Origin of the sequence: Methylogaea oryzae, from assembly GCF_019669985.1 — a bacterium.
GTDB classification, from domain to species: Bacteria; Pseudomonadota; Gammaproteobacteria; order Methylococcales; family Methylococcaceae; genus Methylogaea; species Methylogaea oryzae.
Genome location: NZ_AP019782.1, coordinates 572,138 through 590,672 on the forward strand (window position 1 = coordinate 572,138; position 18,535 = coordinate 590,672).

At 64.2% G+C, this 18,535-nt stretch carries 16 protein-coding genes; 8 read left to right on the forward strand and 8 right to left on the reverse strand.

Features of this window, described 5'->3' with window-relative positions:
• Positions 1–5: 5 nt before the first annotated feature.
• A complete protein-coding gene (tilS, locus tag K5607_RS02885; RefSeq protein ID WP_221048133.1) occupies positions 6–1,337 on the forward strand; it encodes a tRNA lysidine(34) synthetase TilS in 1,332 nt (443 codons plus the stop codon).
• Positions 1,338–1,365: 28 nt separating this feature from the next.
• Here tilS and K5607_RS02890 read toward each other — a convergent pair whose 3' ends face one another.
• Positions 1,366–1,698: a DUF4156 domain-containing protein gene (locus tag K5607_RS02890; RefSeq protein WP_221048134.1), complete on the reverse strand. Its 333-nt coding sequence runs from the start codon at positions 1,696–1,698 to the stop codon at positions 1,366–1,368.
• A gap of 105 nt (positions 1,699–1,803) precedes the next feature.
• On the opposite strand from K5607_RS02890, the gene mrcB reads away from it, so the two are divergent.
• The 3 genes from mrcB to K5607_RS02905 are packed head-to-tail and all read left to right on the forward strand — an operon-like array spanning position 1,804 to position 7,342.
• A complete protein-coding gene (gene mrcB, locus K5607_RS02895) occupies positions 1,804–4,125 on the forward strand; it encodes a penicillin-binding protein 1B (RefSeq protein WP_221048135.1) in 2,322 nt (773 codons plus the stop codon).
• Between the two features lie 57 nt (positions 4,126–4,182).
• Positions 4,183–7,005: a 2-oxoglutarate dehydrogenase E1 component gene (locus K5607_RS02900; RefSeq protein ID WP_221048136.1), complete on the forward strand. Its 2,823-nt coding sequence runs from the start codon at positions 4,183–4,185 to the stop codon at positions 7,003–7,005.
• Entirely contained in the window at positions 6,992–7,342 is a 351-nt protein-coding gene (locus tag K5607_RS02905; RefSeq protein ID WP_221048137.1) for a cupin domain-containing protein, read from the forward strand. Before K5607_RS02900 ends, K5607_RS02905 begins: the two co-directional genes overlap by 14 nt.
• A 155-nt stretch (positions 7,343–7,497) precedes the next feature.
• On the opposite strand, the gene ettA is transcribed toward K5607_RS02905, so the two are convergent.
• Entirely contained in the window at positions 7,498–9,165 is a 1,668-nt protein-coding gene (ettA, locus tag K5607_RS02910) for an energy-dependent translational throttle protein EttA (RefSeq protein ID WP_221048138.1), read from the reverse strand.
• Positions 9,166–9,356: 191 nt separating this feature from the next.
• Between ettA and K5607_RS02915 the strand changes: the two genes are divergently transcribed.
• Complete coding sequence (locus K5607_RS02915) at positions 9,357–9,683, forward strand: hypothetical protein (protein ID WP_054773392.1); 327 nt, start codon at positions 9,357–9,359, stop codon at positions 9,681–9,683.
• Between the two features lie 9 nt (positions 9,684–9,692).
• Here K5607_RS02915 and K5607_RS02920 read toward each other — a convergent pair whose 3' ends face one another.
• The 6 genes from K5607_RS02920 to K5607_RS02945 all read right to left on the reverse strand — a co-directional run bounded on the left by K5607_RS02920 (position 9,693) and on the right by K5607_RS02945 (position 17,030).
• Positions 9,693–10,046: an EamA family transporter gene (locus K5607_RS02920; protein ID WP_054773393.1), complete on the reverse strand. Its 354-nt coding sequence runs from the start codon at positions 10,044–10,046 to the stop codon at positions 9,693–9,695.
• On the reverse strand, positions 10,043–10,972 hold the full coding sequence (locus K5607_RS02925; protein WP_221048139.1) for a class I SAM-dependent methyltransferase: 930 nt from the start codon (positions 10,970–10,972) through the stop codon (positions 10,043–10,045). Before K5607_RS02925 ends, K5607_RS02920 begins: the two co-directional genes overlap by 4 nt.
• Positions 10,973–11,048: 76 nt before the next feature.
• Complete coding sequence (asnB, locus tag K5607_RS02930) at positions 11,049–12,914, reverse strand: asparagine synthase (glutamine-hydrolyzing) (protein ID WP_221048140.1); 1,866 nt, start codon at positions 12,912–12,914, stop codon at positions 11,049–11,051.
• Positions 12,915–12,917: 3 nt separating this feature from the next.
• A complete protein-coding gene (locus K5607_RS02935) occupies positions 12,918–13,871 on the reverse strand; it encodes a glycosyltransferase family 2 protein (protein ID WP_217995110.1) in 954 nt (317 codons plus the stop codon).
• Positions 13,872–13,986: 115 nt separating this feature from the next.
• Positions 13,987–15,456 carry a hypothetical protein gene (locus K5607_RS02940; protein WP_221048141.1) on the reverse strand — a complete coding sequence of 490 codons (1,470 nt, stop codon included), beginning with the start codon at positions 15,454–15,456 and terminating at the stop codon, positions 13,987–13,989.
• A 41-nt stretch (positions 15,457–15,497) separates the two neighbouring features.
• On the reverse strand, positions 15,498–17,030 hold the full coding sequence (locus tag K5607_RS02945) for a hypothetical protein (protein ID WP_221048142.1): 1,533 nt from the start codon (positions 17,028–17,030) through the stop codon (positions 15,498–15,500).
• A 209-nt stretch (positions 17,031–17,239) separates the two neighbouring features.
• On the opposite strand from K5607_RS02945, the gene K5607_RS02950 reads away from it, so the two are divergent.
• From K5607_RS02950 to K5607_RS02960, 3 genes are all read left to right on the forward strand, one after another.
• On the forward strand, positions 17,240–17,428 hold the full coding sequence (locus tag K5607_RS02950) for a Flp family type IVb pilin (RefSeq protein ID WP_054772683.1): 189 nt from the start codon (positions 17,240–17,242) through the stop codon (positions 17,426–17,428).
• A 161-nt stretch (positions 17,429–17,589) separates the two neighbouring features.
• Entirely contained in the window at positions 17,590–17,781 is a 192-nt protein-coding gene (locus tag K5607_RS02955) for a Flp family type IVb pilin (RefSeq protein ID WP_221048143.1), read from the forward strand.
• A gap of 109 nt (positions 17,782–17,890) precedes the next feature.
• Positions 17,891–18,457: an A24 family peptidase gene (locus K5607_RS02960; protein WP_221048144.1), complete on the forward strand. Its 567-nt coding sequence runs from the start codon at positions 17,891–17,893 to the stop codon at positions 18,455–18,457.
• Positions 18,458–18,535: the final 78 nt, after the last annotated feature.

Below are 18,535 nucleotides of genomic sequence, written 5' to 3' on the forward strand. Positions count from 1 at the left end.
TCGCCATGGATGCGGCGGAACTGGCGGGTAGGCTGACGGCCTCGGGGCTCGCCAACCGCTATTGGATCGGTTACAGCGGCGGCCTGGATTCCCACGTCCTGCTGCACCAATGCGCCCGTCTCGGCTTGGCCGACGGGCGCTTTCGTTTTGCGGCGGTGCACGTGCACCACGGCTTGCAGCCCGCGGCGGAAGCCTGGGCCGAGCACTGCGCGAAGGCTTGCAGTGAGTTGAATGTCCCGTTCCGCCTGATGCGGGTGGATGCCCGGGCGGCGCCCGGGCAAAGCCCCGAGGAGGCGGCGCGCGATGCCCGCTACCGGGCTTTCGAGGCGTTGCTGGAAGAAGGCGAGGCCCTGCTCACCGCGCAGCACGCCGACGACCAGGCGGAAACGGTGTTGCTGCAATTGCTGCGCGGCGCCGGGCTGGCCGGGCTAGCCGCCATGCCGGAAAGCATGGCGCTGGGCAGAGGCAGGCTGCTACGGCCTTTGCTGGCGTGGAGCCGGGAGGCGTTGCAAGGCTACGCCGAGGCTCACGGCTTGCGATGGGTGGAGGATCCCAGCAACCGGGACACTTCCTATGACCGCAACTTTATCCGCCGCGAGGTGATGCCTTTGCTGGCCGGCCGCTGGCCGGGCGTGGCGGCCACTTTGGGGCGCACGGCGCGCCATTGCGCCGAAGCCCAGAGCCAGTTAGAGCGGTTGGCTGAGGATTTGCTGCTGGCGGCCGGCGCGGGCGGGCCGGAAGGAACCTTGAGCGTGGCCTGCCTGCGCCGATGGCAAGCGCCGGAGCAGCGTTTGGCGTTGCGCCATTGGTTGCGGCATGCCGGGTTTCGCGCGCCGTCGGCGGCGGTGCTGCAGCGCATCGTCGCCGAGGTCCTGACCGCCGCCGAACACCGCAATCCCCACGTGGCTTGGCGGGAGGGGGAGGTGCGGCGCTACCGCGATCGGCTATACGCCTTGCGCCCCCTACCGCCGCTGGATGCGCAGGTGGTTTACCCTTGGGACGGCCGCCGGCCGCTGGTTTTGCCGGGCAACGGCGTGTTGCGGTTGCTCAGCGGCGACGGCCCGCTGCCGGTAGGCTGGCATGGGGCCATGCAGGTGCGCTATCGCCGGGGCGGAGAGCGCTGCCGCCTGCCGGGCCGGCAGGGCAGCCATGCGTTGAAAAAGCTGTTTCAGGAGTCGGCGCTGTTGCCGCCTTGGGTGCGCGAGCGCGTGCCGCTGGTTTATGTCGACGGCTGCTTGGCTGCGGTGGGGGATTTGTGGTTGTGCGAGCCTTTCGCCGGGCCTGGGAGCGGCGTCACGCTAAGCTGGAGCGGGCATGGGTTAAGCTATGCCCGCTAGCGTTCGTGAGCCCGCCGCAAAGGGCGGATCAGGGATTGATGCAGCGATAGACGTTGAAGCCCTGCTCGCCGTCGATGAGCGGGCCCAGGGGAACGATGGTATCGCCGTGCATATCCGCCGCGTTATTGCGCGACAGCCGGTTGACCTCTTCCTGCACCGCTTCCTTGCTGCGCGCGATAAAGCCGATGGAGGCCTTGGTGTTGGAACTGACGCGGCCCAACAGCGTGCAGCGGCCCACTTCGTTGAGGCTCAGCACGCGCACTTTGTCGCCGCCGGGCGTCAGGTCGACGAAAGAGCAACCGGCCAGCGGCGCGGTCAACGCCAGGGCGGCGGCCAGGCGGCGAATAGCGGTGAATTGCATGACAGTCTCCTTGTGAACGATTGAGCCATTGTAACTTGAATGTCAGTAGCGGCGTAACGGCGCGGCCCGTCCCGGCCCTTTGCCGCCGCCTTATCGGTTGACCCCATGCCCCCAAGAAAAAAAGCCGCACCTCCTCCGCCGCCCGCTCGCAAACCCCGCGGCGGACGCCCGTCCTTTTGGCTGAGGCTGTGGCCCGCCTACGCGTTGGGCCTGCTGTTGTTCCTCGCCTACCTGGGCTACCTGGACTACACCGTGCGCTACCAGTTCCAGGGCCAGCGTTGGGAGCTGCCGTCCTATGTTTATGCCCGCCCGCTGGAGTTGTACGCCGGCGCGCCGGTGACGCCGGAGCGGTTGCAAGCCACTTTGGACGATCTGCATTACCGCCTCGATACGCGCCTGACCACCCCGGCCAGTTACGTGCGGCGGGGCGACGAATTCTGGCTCAGCAGCCGGCCGTTCCGTTTCTGGGACAAGGAGGAGGCCAATCGCCGCGTCAAAGTGGTGCTGGAGGGCGGCCGGGTCGCCGCCATGCAGGACCTGGCCAACGGCAAGGACGCGGCGCTGGTGCGCTTGGACCCGGTGCAGATCGGCAGTTTCTACCCCAGCCGCAAGGAAGACCGCATCCTGGTGAAGCTGGCGGAAGTGCCGCCCCTGCTGATCCAGGGCCTTTTGGCCATGGAGGACCGCGATTTTTACCACCACCACGGCGTTTCGCCCCGCGCCATCGCTCGCGCCATGTGGGCCAACACCAAGGCCATGGGGCTGGTGCAGGGCGGCAGCACCATCACCCAGCAGCTGGTGAAGAATTTCTACCTCACTTCCAAGCGCAGCCTGGGGCGCAAGATCAACGAAGCCTTCATGGCGCTGATCATGGACGCGCGCTATCCCAAGGACGAAATCCTCGAAGCGTACCTCAACGAAATCTACCTGGGCCAGGATGGCGCCCGCGCCATCCACGGCTTCGGCCTCGCCAGCGAGTTCTATTTCAGCCGGCCGCTGCACGACCTCAAGCTGGAGCATATGGCCATGCTGGTGGCCCTGGTGCGCGGCCCGGCCCACTACGATCCGCGCCGCGATCCGGAGAAAGCCCTGCGCCACCGCAATCTGGTGCTGGACACCATGGTGGCCACCGGCGTCATCCCGGAAGGCGACGCGGAAGCGGCCAAGCGCCAGCCCTTGGACGTGGTGAAAGCCACCCACCGCTCGGTGGCGCGCCACCCGGCCTTCCTCGACCTGGTGCGGCGCCAGCTGCACGACGAGTACAAGGACGAGGACCTGGCCTCCACCGGCCTGCGCATCATCACCACCCTGGATTCGGAAGTGCAGCGCCAATTGGAAGCGGCGGTGGAGGACACCCTGCCGCGCTTGGAAAAAGCCAATCGGCTGGAGCAGCTGCAAGCCGCCGCCATCGTTACCCAGCGGGTCAACGGCGAGGTGGCCGGCCTGGTGGGCGGGCGCGATCCGGAGGACGCCGGCTTCAACCGGGCGGTGGATGCCGTGCGCTCCATCGGCTCCCTGTACAAGCCGGTGGTTTACCTCACCGCCCTGGAGCAATCGCGTCGCTACACCGCTGGCACCCTGCTCAAGGACAACGCCATTCACCTGAAGAACGAGGGCGGCGGCCTGTGGGTGCCGAAAAACTACGACGGCAAGGAGCACGGCCTGGTGCCGCTGCATCAAGCCCTGGCGGAATCCTACAACCTGGCCACCGTGCGCCTGGGCCTGGACCTGGGCGTGCCCAACACGGTGAAGACCTTGCGCAGCCTGGGCGTCAACCGCCCGGTGGACGCCTTCCCGTCGCTGCTGCTCGGCGCGGCGGAAATGTCCGTGCTGGACGTGGCGCAGATGTACCAGACCCTGGCCGACGACGGCTTCGTCACACCGCTGCGCTCCATCCTGGCGGTGCTGGACAGCGAAGGCCAGCCGCTCAAGCGCTACGGCTTGGACGTGCACGCCGGGGTGGACGCGGCGCCGGTGTACGTGCTCAACACCGTGCTGCAGGAAGTGGCGAGGGAGGGCACGGCCCGTTCGATTTACTCCGTGTTGCCGGAAGATTTCAACGTCGCCGGCAAGACCGGCACCACCAACGATCTGCGCGACAGCTGGTTCGCCGGTTTCAGCGGCGACTACGTGGGCGTGGTGTGGGTGGGGCGCGACGACAACCAGCCGGCCAAGCTGACCGGCGCGCGCGGCGCCTTGCCCATCTGGATCGACGCTTTCCGCCGTTTCAGCCGCGAGCCGCTGGAGCCGACACCGCCGGAGAAAATCGAACTGGTGTGGACCGACACGGCCAGCGGCAAACGCGCCGCGGAAAGCTGTCCCGGCGCTCGGCAACTGGCCTATGTGGCCGGCTCCGCGCCGCAGGAAACGGCCGATTGCGTGGGACCGGCCCAGCGGGCGTTGGACGCGGTGCAGTCGTTGTTCTGAAAAAGGGCTACTTGCATTACCATGGCGTAATCCACGGATTCATATCGCTGCCGCCCCATGAGCCATCCCACCGATCTACTCGAGCAGGACTCCGCCCTTTCCGGCGCCAATGCCGCTTTCCTGGAGCAGATGTACGAGCAGTACCTGAGGGATCCGGACTCGGTGGAGGAAAGCTGGCGCGTCCACTTCGCCGTGCTGCACGAAAGCGCCCACGGCCAGCCGGAGGTGGCCCACAGCAAGATCCGCAAGCGGCTGGTGCAGGAGGCCAAGGAGGCCAACGCCGTCCGCTACCGGGGCGACCTGAAATTCACCCTGTCGGAAGAAAACATCCGCAAGCAGTCCGGCGTGGCGCGGCTGATCTACCACTACCGCCTGCGCGGCCATCAGGCGGCGGACAATAATCCCCTTAAATACTTGCCCAAGCCGGCCGTGCCCGACTTGGAACTGGCCTATTTCGGCCTGAGCGAGGCCGATTTGGACACGGTGTTCGACACCGGCACGCTCTACGGCCCGGACCGCCTGCCGCTGCGGGAAATCCTGGCGCTGCTCAAGGAAACCTACTGCGGCAGCATCGGCAGCGAGTACCTGCACATCGCCGACACCGGCATCAAGTTTTGGATCAAGGACCGCTTGGAAATGGCCCGCGGCCGTGTGGTGCTGGACCTGACCAAGAAGCGCTGGCTGCTGCGCATGCTGACCGCCGCCGAGGGCATCGAGCAGTATTTGCACCAGAAATACGTCGGCCAGAAGCGCTTTTCCCTGGAAGGCTGCGAAAGCCTGATCCCGCTCATGGACGAGCTGATCCAGCGGGCCGGCGAGCAGGGCACGCGCGAAATGGTCATCGGCATGGCCCATCGCGGCCGGCTCAACATGCTGGTGAACATCCTCGGCAAGCAACCGGCGCAGTTGTTCCGCGAGTTCGAGGGCACGGCGGAGAAAGCGTCCCAGGCCACGTCCGGCGACGTGAAATACCACATGGGTTTTTCTTCCGACGTGGCCAGCCGCGGCGGCATCGTCCACCTGGCCCTGGCGTTCAACCCCTCCCATTTGGAATTCATCAATCCCGTGGTGCAGGGTTCGGTGCGGGCCCGGCAGGACCGGCTGGGTGAAAACCGCCTCAAGGAGGTGCTCCCGGTGCTGATCCACGGCGACGCCGCCATGGCCGGCCAGGGCATCGTCATGGAAACCCTCAACATGGCGGAAACCAGCGGCTACCACACCGGCGGCACGCTGCACATCGTCATCAACAACCAGATCGGTTTTACCACCAGCCGCGTCAACGACGCCCGCTCCACGCCTTATTGCACCGACGTGGCGCAGATGGTGCAGGCGCCGGTATTCCACGTGAACGCCGACGACCCGGAAGCGGTGCTGTTCGTGACCCAGCTGGCGCTGGATTACCGCATGACCTTCCACAAGGACGTGGTGATCGACTTGATCGGGTACCGCCGCCAGGGGCACAGCGAGGCGGACGAGCCCGCCGCCACCCAGCCGCTCATGTACCGCTTCATCCGCAACCATCCCTCGGTGCGGCGCTTGTACGCCGAACGCCTGGAGCGGGAGGAGGTGATCGTGCCGGGCGAGGCGGCGGAGATGGAGCAGGCCTATCGGCAAGCGCTGGAAACGGCGGACGTGGTGTCGCGCCCAATCGTCCCCAACCCCGAGCACTACAAGCGCAGTTGGCGGCCCTATTTCGGCTATGGCTGGGACGCCCCGGCCGATACCACCGTCGCGCCGGAGACGCTGCGCGCGTTGGGCGAGCGGTTGCTGGACTTGCCCGAGGGCTTTGTCGCCCATCCCCGCGTGGTCGCCATCCGCGATGCGCGCCGGCGCATGATGCTGGGCGAGGAGCCGCTGGACTGGGGATACGCGGAAACCCTCGCTTACGCCAGCTTGCTGGCGCAAGGACTCAGCGTGCGCTTGTCGGGGGAGGATTCGGAGCGCGGCACGTTTTTCCACCGCCACGCGGTGGTGTACGACAATGAAACGGGCCAGTCCTACACGCCGCTACGCACGGTGACGCAAGGGGAGGCGCGTTTCGAGGTGTTCAACTCCCTGCTGTCGGAAGCGGGCGTGTTGGGTTTCGAGTACGGTTATTCCACCGCGGAGCCGGAATCCTTGGTGATTTGGGAGGCCCAGTTCGGCGATTTCGCCAACGGCGCCCAGGTGTACATCGACCAGTTCATCAGCTCCGGCCAAGCCAAGTGGGGATTGCTGTGCCATCTCACCGTGCTGCTGCCCCACGGTTACGAGGGGCAAGGGCCGGAGCATTCCTCGGCGCGCTTGGAGCGCTACCTGCAACTGTGCGCCGAGCACAATATCCAGGTGTGCGTGCCCACCACGCCGGCGCAAATTTTCCATTTGCTGCGCCGCCAAGTGCTGCGGCCTTGCCGTTTGCCGCTGGTGGTGATGAGCCCCAAGAGCCTGTTGCGTCACAAGCAGGCCGTTTCCAGCCTGGCCGAGCTGGCGGAAGGCGCGTTCCAGCCGGTGTTGGACGAAATCGACCCCTTGGATCCGCAGGCCGTGACCCGGGTGGTGCTGTGCGCCGGCAAGGTCTATTACGACGTGCTGGACGCGCGCCGGGCGCTGAAATCCAATCACATCGCCATCGTGCGGGTGGAACAGCTCTATCCTTTCCCGCAAACCCAGTTCAAGGACATCCTGGCCCGTTACCCCAATATGAAACAGCTGGTGTGGTGCCAGGAAGAGCCGGAAAACCAAGGCGCTTGGCACCAAATCAAGCACCGCTTCCTGGATTCCGTCGGCGGCGGCGTGGAACTGCGCTACGCCGGCAGGCCCATGTCCGCCGCCCCGGCGGTGGGCAGCCATCGCTTGCACATGGAGCAGCAGCGGCAGCTGGTGGCGGATGCCCTCGATTAGGCGCGGCAACCTGTACGACTTGGCGGGCGTCGAGCACGACCCGCAGCAGGAATGTTTCCAAACCCTCATGCGGGCGCCCGGCGTGCGCGTCGAACGCATCGTTTCCCAGGGGCATGTCACTCCGCCCGGCCAGTGGTACGACCAGGATTGGGACGAGTGGGTGTCGTTGCTGTCCGGCGCGGCGCGCCTGCGTGTGGAAGGCGAGGCGGACTGCCTGGAATTGACGGCGGGCGATTACGTTTGGCTGCCCGCCCACTGCCGTCACCGGGTGGAGTGGACCGACCCGGCGCGGGAAACGGTGTGGCTGGCGCTGCATTGCGGCCAGCACCCGGATTAGCGCCTAAACCCTCGCTGCGCTCTCCCTTAGGGAGCAGGCAGGGAGGAGGGGATCGAAAAGCTGCGGCCTTTTAATCCCCCTTCGCCCTACCCCCGCAAGCAGCCTTAATTATTCCGCTTCGCGGCGGCTTTCCCGGCGGGAGGGAGGCTTGGCTGCTAGCGCTCCAGCGGCTTGAACTTGATGCGGTGCGGGGTGTCCGCGTCCACACCCAGGCGTTTCTTGCGATCCGCCTCGTAGTCGGCATAGTTGCCCTCGAACCACACCACTTTGGAATCGCCCTCGAAAGCCAGGATGTGGGTGGCGACGCGGTCCAGGAACCAGCGGTCGTGGGAGATGATGACGGCGCAGCCGGGGAAGGCCAGCAAGGCTTCTTCCAGGGCGCGCAGGGTTTCCACGTCCAGGTCGTTGGTGGGTTCGTCCAACAGCAGCAGGTTGCCGCCGGCCTTGAGCAACTTGGCTAAATGGACGCGGTTGCGTTCGCCGCCGGACAAGTCGCCGATGCGCTTTTGCTGGTCGCCGCCCTTGAAGTTGAAACGGCCGCAGTAGGCGCGGGACGGGGTTTGGTAGGTGCCCACCGTAATGATGTCCAGCCCGTCGGAAATCTCTTCCCACACGGTTTTCTTGTCGTCCATGCCGTCGCGGAACTGCTCCACGTAGGCCAGTTGCACCGTGTCGCCCACCCGCAACGTGCCGGCGTCCGGCTGTTCGGCACCGGCGATCATGCGGAACAGGGTGGTCTTGCCGGCGCCGTTGGGGCCGATGACGCCGACGATGCCGCCCTTGGGCAGGCGGAAATCCAGGCCGTCGATGAGCTGCCGGTCGCCGAAGCCTTTCTTCAGGCCTTCCGCTTCCACCACCACGTCGCCCAGGCGCGGGCCGGGCGGAATGTAGATTTCCTGGGTTTCGTTGCGCTTTTGCGATTCCTGGGAGGCCAATTCGTCGAAACGCGCCAGACGGGACTTGCTCTTGGCGTGGCGGCCTTTGGGCGCGGTGCGCACCCATTCCAGCTCTTCCTTCATGGCCTTGATGCGGGCGGTTTCCTGCTTTTCTTCTATCTCCAGGCGCTTTTCCTTCTGCTCCAGCCAGGAGGAGTAATTGCCTTCCCAGGGGATGCCGTGGCCGCGGTCCAGTTCCAGAATCCAGCCGGCCACGTTGTCCAGGAAGTAGCGGTCGTGGGTCACGGCGATCACGGTGCCGGGGTAGTCGTGCAGGAAGCGCTCCAGCCAGGCGACGGATTCCGCGTCCAAATGGTTGGTGGGCTCGTCCAACAGCAGCATGTCGGGGTTGGACAGCAGCAGCCGGCACAGGGCCACGCGGCGCTTCTCGCCGCCGGACAGCTTGGTCACGTCCGCGTCCCAGTCCGGCAGGCGCAGGGCGTCGGCGGCGATTTCCAGCTTGCGGTCCAGTTCGTGGCCGTCGCAGGCCTGGATGAAAGCCTCCAGCTCGGCCTGCTTGGCGGCGATGGCGTCGAAGTCGGCGTCGGGCTCGGCGTAGGCGGCGTACACCGCGTCCAGTTCGGCCAGCTTCTGCTTGATTTCCGCCACCGCTTCTTCCACGTTGCCGCGCACGGTCTTGGCCGGGTCCAGCTGCGGTTCCTGCGGTAGGTAGCCCACCTTGATGCCGGGCTGGGGACGGGCTTCGCCGTCGATTTCCGTGTCGATGCCGGCCATGATGCGCAGCAGGGTGGATTTGCCGGAGCCGTTGAGGCCCAGCACGCCGATTTTGGCGCCGGGGAAGAAGGACAAATAGATGTCGCGCAGGATGAAACGGCTGGGCGGCACGATCTTGCTCACCCGGTTCATGGTGTAGATGTATTGGGCCATGGGCGTGTCTGTGGAATTGAAGAAGGATGGAACTATTATTCCATGATCCGGAGGCCGGCGCATGAGGGTGGGGCGGGGCTTCTCGAGGTTATCCCGTTCGGCGGAAGTCGCCGCCGCGACTGTGCCGGACACGCCGATAGCCATGTGACTAACGTTGCGGTTTAAGCCGCGAGGAGCGACCAGAGATGCGGATGGGCAGGCGGTTTTTATTGTTGGCGGCGCTGGCTTTGGCCGTGTCGAATTACGCGTGGGCGGACGACAACGAGGGCGACGAGGGGGGCGGCAGCATCGTCATTGAAGAAGACGAGAACGGCAACATCAAGGTAAGGGTGCCGAAGTCCGCCGCTGCTGCGAACAAGGGCAAAAGCGCGGAGGACACGAGCAAGCTGGTGCCCTCCGGGGGCGGCCTGCTGGACAAGTCCACCGGCACATACTACGAACCGGCCGGCGCCAAGGGGTATCGCAATCGGCGCACCGGCGAATACGAAAAAGCCTGGGACTGTTATCCGCGGCGCTGACCGTTGCGGCTAAACGGTCGGGCTCGTCAGCCCCACCACTATGATGCCCAGGGCGATCAGCGCGATGCCGATCCACTGCCCCGTGGCGATGGGCTCGGACAAAATCAGCATGGACGCCAAGATCACGCCGACGAACTGCGCGGCGGCGAAGCATTGGGCGACGCTCAGCGGCAGCCATCGGAGCAATACCGCGTAGAGCAGCACGCCCGCGGCGAAGCAGCTCAGCGCCGCGGCGAGTTTCCAGCTGACCATGGCCGCGAGCCAGGAGTCGGCGCCGCCGCTTTCCATGGCGCTTTTTTTCATGAGGATATTGGCGGCCACGGTGAATCCCACCATGCCGCAGAGAGTGAAAAAGATTTTCACGCGGGTTCGCCCCGGGGTTTTTCGGCGCAGCCGATCACTTGAAGCCCGGCGTTGCCCATGGTCGGCGTGCGGGTGATCCGGTCATCCAGCGCCGCCGCCCAGCGGGTGAGCCGGCGGATTCCGGGGATAAAGCGGAAGGCGCGGTTGAATATCAGGACGTCGCTATTCATGAACAGGCAAAAACCGAAAAATCCGTAAGTGCGCCACTGGAGCGGGCGCAAGCCGGCCGCTTGCAGCACCGGCACCGTTTCCTCGTAGAGGAGCGGACGCTCCGTCGCATGGTCCAAGGCCGGCGAAAGGCGGTAAATGACGGCCCGCAAGGCGCGCCACAGCCAGAAGTCGCTGACCGGCTCACGCCAATAGAAGCGGCCTCCCGGCTTGAGTATCCTGGCGATTTCGCCGAAAAGCTTTTGCCGGTCGTTGACGTGGTGGATGCCGCCGAACATGAACACCGCGTCGAAAGCCCCGGACCTGAGGGGCAAACGGGTGGCGTCCCCTTGGGTGAACTCCAGTCGCGGATTTTCCCGCGCGCTTACCGCCGCTTCCAGCATGGCCACGGAAATATCGACGCCGACGCCCCTGCCGACGCGGCTTCCCAGCAGGCGAAAGGCTTCGCCGGTGCCGCAGCAGATTTCGGCCACGGTATCCAGCGGCGCGTCGCCCACCGCGTCGAGGAACGCGGTGTCGAGATAATCCATGTATTCCAAGGTGTGGGGATAGGCCAGACTGGCGATGTACGCCGCCGCGACGCGGTCGTAGTGGGCTTGCTGGCGTTTGGCGTCTTCCGAGCAGTGCTGCTCGGCGAACAAGGGGATGCCGCTGGGCGTGACGCTGTAGCGGTGGCCGGTGGCGCCGACGAGGGCGTCCCCGGTTCGCCGCAGGGCGGAGCCGGTGAGGGGGCAGGCGAGCAAGTCGAGGTGATGCATGGCGGTTAGGGCGTCGCGGAGTCAGGGGGTACGGACGCGGCGCATGCGCCGCGAGGGAATATTAGCTTTCAAGCCGCTATTGCGCTTCCTCGGTTTGCAAATGCCGGCACAGCGCCAGCCATGCCCACAGCAGCTGGCGATGGTCGGCGCTGCCGGCCCGGTGGCTGTCCCAGCGGGCGCGCATCCAGTCGCTATTCAACCCCGCGGCCGCCGCGGGCGCGGCGGGCATCGGCCAGTCGCGCAGCCAGCGGGCGATGGGCATGCCGAAGCCTTTTTTGGGGCGCCGGATAATGGCTTCGGGGATGACGCCGCGCAGCGCTTGCTTGAGCAGGTATTTGCCGCAACCGCCCCGCAATTTGAACGTGTGCGGCAGCCGGCGGGCGAAGTCCGCCAGGTCGTTGTCGAGAAAAGGCGTTCTCACTTCCAGCGACACCATCATGGACGCCCGGTCGACCTTGGTGAGGATGTCGTCGGGCAGGTAAAAGCGGGTGTAAAACTCCAGGCTGCGGTCGACGACGTTGTCGGCGGAGGAGCTTTCCCAGGCGGCGATGGCCTCTTGATACAGCGCTTCGGGGCTGATCGGCTCGTTGCACAGCTGCTCCAGTTCGTCCGGGCCCACCGCGCCCAGCCATACCGGATTCCAAAATGCGGGGCCGTGGCCCGCGCCGCGCAGCGCTCGCTGCAATTTGAAGCTGAAATTCATGTTCGCGTCGGACACGGGCAGCCCGGCGGCGCAGGATTGGATCAGCTTATGTCCCCAGCCGGGCACGAGCCGGCGATACCAGCCGGCGAGCCTCAGCGCGCGGAACGGATCGTAGCCGGCGAACAGCTCGTCGCCGCCGTCGCCCCCCAAGGCCACGGTAACGTGTTGGCGAGCGAATTTGCATAGCAGGTAGGTGGGTACGATGGAGGCGTCGGCCATGGGTTCGTCGAGGCGCCGCAACACGTCGGGGATGAGTTCCCGCGCTTTGTCGATATCGAGGATTTCCTCGTGATGCGCGCTGCCGAAAGCATGGGCGATGCGCCGGGCGTGGGGCGATTCGTCGTAGCTGGCTTCCCGGAAACCGATGGCGAACGTCTCGATGGGCTGGGCGCCGCTTTCCGCGGCGGCGTAGGCCAGCATGGCGCTGGAATCGATGCCGCCGCTGGTGAACAAGCCCAGCGGCACGTCGCTCGCCAGCCTGCGCTTGACCGCCTGCCGGAGCAAATGGCGCAGCTCCTCGCGCCAAGCGGATTCGGCGTCGGCGGGAACGGTTTCGAACGGTTCGATGCGAAAGCGCCAATATTCCCGCTCGCTGGTCCGCAAAGTGGCCAGGTCGCAGCTCAAGGCGTGGCCGGGCGGCAGTTTGCGGATGCCTTGATAAAGGCTGTGGGGCGCGGGAATGAACGAATAGGCGAAAAATTTTTGCAACGCCAGCGTGTCGATCGCGGGGTTGATGCCGCTGTGACGCCGCAAGGCGGTGACTTCGGAGCCGAACGCGAAGAGTTTGGGGCTGCTGAAGTAATAAAGCGGTTTTTCGCCGAAGCGGTCCCGCGCCAGAAAAAGACGGCCGCGGCCGGCGTCATAGACGGCGAAGGCGAACATGCCGTTGAGCCGCAGCGGCAAGCCGTCGCCCCACTCTTCGTAGCCGTGCACCAGCACTTCCGTGTCGGAATGGTGGGAGCGGAAAACGTGCCCCTTGCCGAGCAGTTCCTGCCGCAGTTCGGCGTGGTTGTAGATCTCGCCGTTGAAGACCACGCAAACCCGGCCGTCTTCGTTCCACATGGGCTGCGTCCCGGCCTGAATGTCCAGCACGGCCAGGCGCCGATGGGCTAGGAACAGCCGCCGCGCCGCGTCTTCGTGGTAGCCCTCGCCATCGGGTCCCCGATGCGCGAGGGCGGTGTTCATGGCGACCACGTCTTCCCTGCTGCCTTCTCCCGCGAAACCGGCGATGCCGCACATGGGTCAACGCTTATCCAGGTTAATGGTGTTTTTGATCCGGTAAATGGGCTTGTTTTGCGATTCGTGGTACGTGCGGGCCAGCAACTCGCCCAATAAGCCCATCAAAATCGACATGATGCCGGTGGTAATGGCCATGGCCGTCAGCAGGGGCAGGGGGGTCAGGATGAGGGAGGTGTTTTCGAAAAATTTAAGGTACAGGGCGTAGGAGCCGGTTAACGAGGCGAAGGCCAAGGACAGGAAGCCGAAGCCGCCGAAGACGTACATGGGCTTGGTGGCGTAACGCGCCAAAAAGCGGATGACGATCAAATCGAGCAAAACCTTGATGACCCGCTCCAAACCGTAATGGGACGCGCCGTGTATGCGCGGATGGTGGGAGACGGGGATTTCCGCGACCCTGGCTCCGTTCAGGCTGGCGTAGAGGGGAACGAAGCGATGCATTTCGCCGTAAAGTTTGACGTCGTCGAGAATTTCGCGCCGATAGGCTTTGAGGGAGCAGCCGTAATCGTGCAGCACCACGCCGGAAATCCACGAAATGATGCGGTTGGCGATGCGGCTGGGGATATTGCGGCGGAACAGCGGGTCCCGACGATTTTTGCGCCAACCGGACACCACATCGTAGCCCTCGTCGAGCTTGTCGATCAGGCGCTTAATGTCTTTCGGATCGTTTTGCAAATCGCCGTCCATGGGCACGATGATGGCGCCCTGCGCGTGGTCGATGCCGGCCATCATGGCGGCGGTTTGCCCGAAGTTGCGTTTCAAGTTGATCAGCCGAACGCGGGAATCCTTGGCGGCCATGGCGGCGACTTTTTGGTCGCTGTCGTCCGCGCTGCCGTCGTTGACGAAAATGATTTCGAAAGGGCGCTGCAACCGGTCCAGCTCGGCGAGCAACGCTTCCGCCAGGGTCGTTACGTTTTCCGCTTCGTTGTATATCGGGACGATGATGGAAATCATAGACATCGGGGGATCCATCGGTGGTGCGTCGGATGATGGGCACTTCCTCGTCCCATGGCGCCGCCGGACGCGAAATGAGGGAGGAAGCCTTTGGACATGCGCTGTTGTCGGTTGAGCGTGGTCAGGGTTTGGGGGAGGCGGGCGATTCACGTACGTGGACCACGTGCCGGTTGTTTGAGTATAGACGGCGCCAGCCGTCCAGATGGTCCAGCAATGCGGCGGCCGGGGATTGGGCGCTCAAAAGCGTCCAGCGGATGTCGTACTCGGCCAGGATGCCGGTCAACGCGGAGGGCGAGGTGAGGTTTTCGGCTTCCGCGTAGCGCGCCACGAAGTCGTCGCCGTAGAGGAGGTTGCGTCCGTCGATGAAAGGCTTGATCCCGGCAAAGATCAAGTAGCCGCCGAGGCCGTAGTCGTTGAATACCGGGCCGGGATCGCCCCCGGCGCTCCAGGCGCGAACGGCACCGACCGCTTCCGCCGCGTCGAAGCCCCGGGCGGCGCCGGTGTCCCGCAGGGGCAAAGGGGCCGTCGCGAAATAAAAGGCGATGGCGGCGGCCGCGCACCACGCCGCTGGGCTGGTGCGCCGAGGCCAGCGGTTCAAGGTGAGGTTGACCGCGCTGCCGTAAGCGCTGATCCAGGTTTCGTCCACGGCCTTGCCGAAATAAACGGGGATCAGCAAGCCGAACAGCACCGCATTGCGCTGGTAGCGCAGCGCGGTGTCGATGAGGAAGAACAGCAGCAGCCAGCGTGCCCAGGGCACGTCGAGCCGCTTCAAGCTCGCCGCGGCGATGACCAGCAGCAGCCAGAATTCGAATGCGTGCATTCCCCCCTGGAAGTCGGGGGACCGCCATTCGGCGATATACGCCATGGATTTCTCCATGCTGAAAGTCTGCTGGGTTATCAATATCCCATCGAGCCCGTAAGGCGTGGCCATGGCCGCGGCGAACAGCGCCAGCAGGTATAACCCCCACGGTTTTGCGGCGGCGACGGATAGCCGGCCGTCCCGCCATAAGCGTTCGGCCGCTTCGGCGGCGGCGAGAGCCGCCAACACCAGCCCCAGCGTGAAACTGCCGTGGAGATTGGCCCATACGGCCAGAACCGGAACGGTCCACCAAGGCGGCGGCGTGCCTTTGGCGCCGGCGTCCGCCTGCCAGGCCGCCCACCACGCCAGGGGCGCCCAGGCCAAGACGTGCGGCCTGGCCCAAAAGTGCGCGTGACACAGGGCGAATGCCATGACGGCGGAGACGATGGCCAAATAGGGGCTGCCGCGCCGGGTCAGCAGGATATGAGCGATGCCGGCGATGGCCGTGGCGGCGGCAAGGCTGGCTAGCACGCGCAAGCCGTTCCACCCGTCCAGCGCATAGGCTGCATAAAGGACGATTTCGGCCAGCCATTCGAAGTCCACCCAGGGGGCGCCGTTCCTGGTGTAGGAAAAGGCGTCCTGGCGGGGAACGTCCCGATGGGCGTAGATCCATTCGCCCGCTTTGACGTGCCAATAGGTGTCCCCTTCCGTGGCGTCCAGGTGGACGAGAGCGCAGAACACCAACAGGCCGACCAGGGTCGGTAGGGAGATTTGGGGCAAGCTGATTTTCATAACGCCACGCTGCGGGTGGGGGATCGGAACGGCATGCCGGCCTATGGCGAGGCGAACCGCCCGCCGCATTTATCGTTGGTGTGGACCACGTAAAAATCGTCGGCGTAAAGACGGCGCCAGCCGGGCGCGATATCCAGATAGGCGTTGAGCGGCATGGTGGGCGGGAAGATGGTCCAGCCTACGCTGCAACCTTGAATGAGCCGCTTTGCCGCCTCGCCTTCGTCCAGCCAAGCCATTTTTCTGAACGCCGTCACGAAGTCGGCGCCGTACAGATCGCCGCGGGAATCGATGTACACCTTGACGCCCCGGCGTATCAACGCGCCGCTGGTATAGGAGTCGTTCAGCACGGGGCCGGTGATGCCGGCCTTTTCCACGGCGGTCAGGGCCCCTTGGGCGGTTTCGTAGTCGCTGGGGGCGACCGGCGTGTAGCGGGCGTGCAAGCTGCCGATACCCAGGACGAAGAGGGCTGCCGCCGCCAGCGCGACGGGGCCGTGTTGCGGACGAGTCCGCGCCATCAGCCGCTCGACGCTGTTCAGTCGACGCGCCGCCCAGTGTTGTCCCAAAGGTTTTGCCAGGAGCACGGGGACGACAAAGGCGATGAGGTTGATGTTGCGCAGATGGCGCAAGGTCACGTAGACGATGAGCAGGAACGCCAGGGTTCGCCAGAACGGGAGGCGAATGCCCTGCACTAGGGCGACGCCCCAAGCGAGGACGATCCACGGCCCGAACAGGTTGACTTGGCTGAAGTCCCACGAGCTCCATTCGCCGCCGCTGGCCAGCGAGCCGTTCAGCAAAAACCTGCCGATCTGCAGCAACAGATTGATGCCATAGGGATTGATCAAGGTGGCGGCCAGGCAGCCCAGCGCAAACGCCAGCCAGCGCCGCACCGTCGGGTCGCGCCACCGGCCCGCCATCACGCGGGGCACGACGGCTTCCGCCACGAAAATCGGCAATAGGCCCAGGCCGATGACGAAGCTGCCGTGCAGATTGGCCCACAACGCCATCAGCGGAATGTTCCACCAGCCGGGAGCCTCGTCCCGGTCCGCCGCCTCGATGACGTTGGCCAGCCACAACAGCAATACCGGCCAAGCGATGACATGCGGGCGGGCTTTGAAGTGAAACATGCCGAAGAAAAAGGCCAGCATCGCAAAGGTCAGCACGAAATAAGGCGTCAGCCGCTTTTGCAGGCGCGCCGCCAGCAGCGCCTGCGTGGCTGCGAACGCGGCGGCGGCGAGGAAGAACAGGCTTTCCCAGCCTCCCAGGCGGTAAATGCAAGCCATGAGGACTTCGCTCAACCACTCTTGGCATAACCAAGGCTTGCCCGCCGCGGTGTAGGAAAAAATGTCCCAGGTCAGGATTTGACCGTGGTCCAGCATCCATTCGCCGGCGGCGACGTGCCAGAGCGTATCGCTCTCGAACGGCACCGAATTGCGGCTGTGGTTAACAATGGCAAGGACGGCGGTGAACGTGGCGGCGAAAGCCAGGAGCGGCTGCAGCCAGGGGGCGGGTCGATATTCGGCCGGCAAGCCTTGGTCTTGCCCATTTAGGAAGCTACCGGTGTTTGGGGTGGTCATCGTCGATCTTTTTGCGGTTTTTAATCGTTAGGTGTCTCGGTTCCGAGGGCTGGGGAGAGGCCCCCTTTTTTCGCAGCTTAGCATGAAGTGTGACGCGCCTTGCACTTGGAGGAATTGTGCTATGCTCAAAGTGCAGGGGCCATCAAGCGTATGGCGTTAGTGAATGGATACAGTCCGATTTTTAAACCGAGCGAAAAGGGGTATTTGAAATGAATTATTCTCTTGGATTTTTAAAGAACTTTCTGCGTGACGAAGAAGGCGCGGAATTAGTGGAGTGGATCGTGTTTGTGGCGTTGCTGGTGCTGGGTATCGCCGGCGCAGTAGCTTTCCTGCGGAGCGAGATACAAAGCGGATATCAACGTATTGGCAACTGCATAAAAAATACCAGCAGCTGCTAACGATAAAACTTTAAAAGACCCACGCAGGGGTGGGCGCTTTCGGTGCATATGGCGGGGATGCGGTCGCGGCGAAGTCCTCAGTAATAATCGATCTCCGCGCGCGGCGACCCGTCATATGTCACTCAGGAATATTTGGGAATAATCGATTACGGAGTTGTGTCATGCACGTTGCAACTGGCTTGCTAAAAAACTTTCTTCGTGACGAAGAAGGGGCAGAATTGGTGGAATGGATCGTGTTCGTCGCATTAGTGGTGCTTGGTATAGCCGCTGCGGTAGCCTTTTTGCGTGATGAGATAAACAGTGGGTATGCAAGGATAGGTAATTGCATCAAGAATGCGTCATCCTGCACTTGATCCTCACCTAGTGAGAGCGGGTATTGGCCGATGCGGGTGATGCCGCAGTTTAAAAGAATTATTTGCGGTTTTGTTGATATATTGACGGCCGATTTGAAGGTAAGGTGGCGTGGCGTTGTTCGATAATGGCGTGTGGGGCGAGTTCGGAGCCAACATCCTTTTTTGCACGTTTATGGCGCTGGGGGTGATCTACGATGTCTTCACTCGCCGTATTCCCAATTGGCTCAACGGCATTGGTTTGTGCGCCGCCTTGTTGTCCGCGGGACTGATCGATCAGTGGCAGAGCGTGACCGATGCCGGCCTGGGGATGGGGGCAGGATTATTGGCGTTGCTGCCGCTTTATGCCTTTGCGAGCATGGGTGCGGGCGACGTGAAAATGATGGCGGTGGTGGGCGCTTTTGTCGGTGCGGCGAAAGTTCTTCTCATCGCTGCGGTTAGCGTCACCGCGGCAGCGGTGGCGTCCGTGGCGGTTATCCTGGTCCGTGGAGAATTGCCGGCGTTATGCCGTCGTTATGGCGCAATGTTGACCCATATGGTCGTTGCGCAAGAGGTGGCCTATTTGCCGCCGCGCCAGGGCGATTGGGCCGGCAAGCGCGTGGCTTTCGCGCCGGCCATTGCGGTGGGGGCAATCGTGGTTGTGTTTTGGCGGCCTGACTGGCTGCCTTTCCTGCCATAAATATAAGTAAGGCGGCCTTTCATTCGCTAATGGCGTTTCGCGCTTGACGCGAGAGATGAAGGCCAACGCACCCAAATT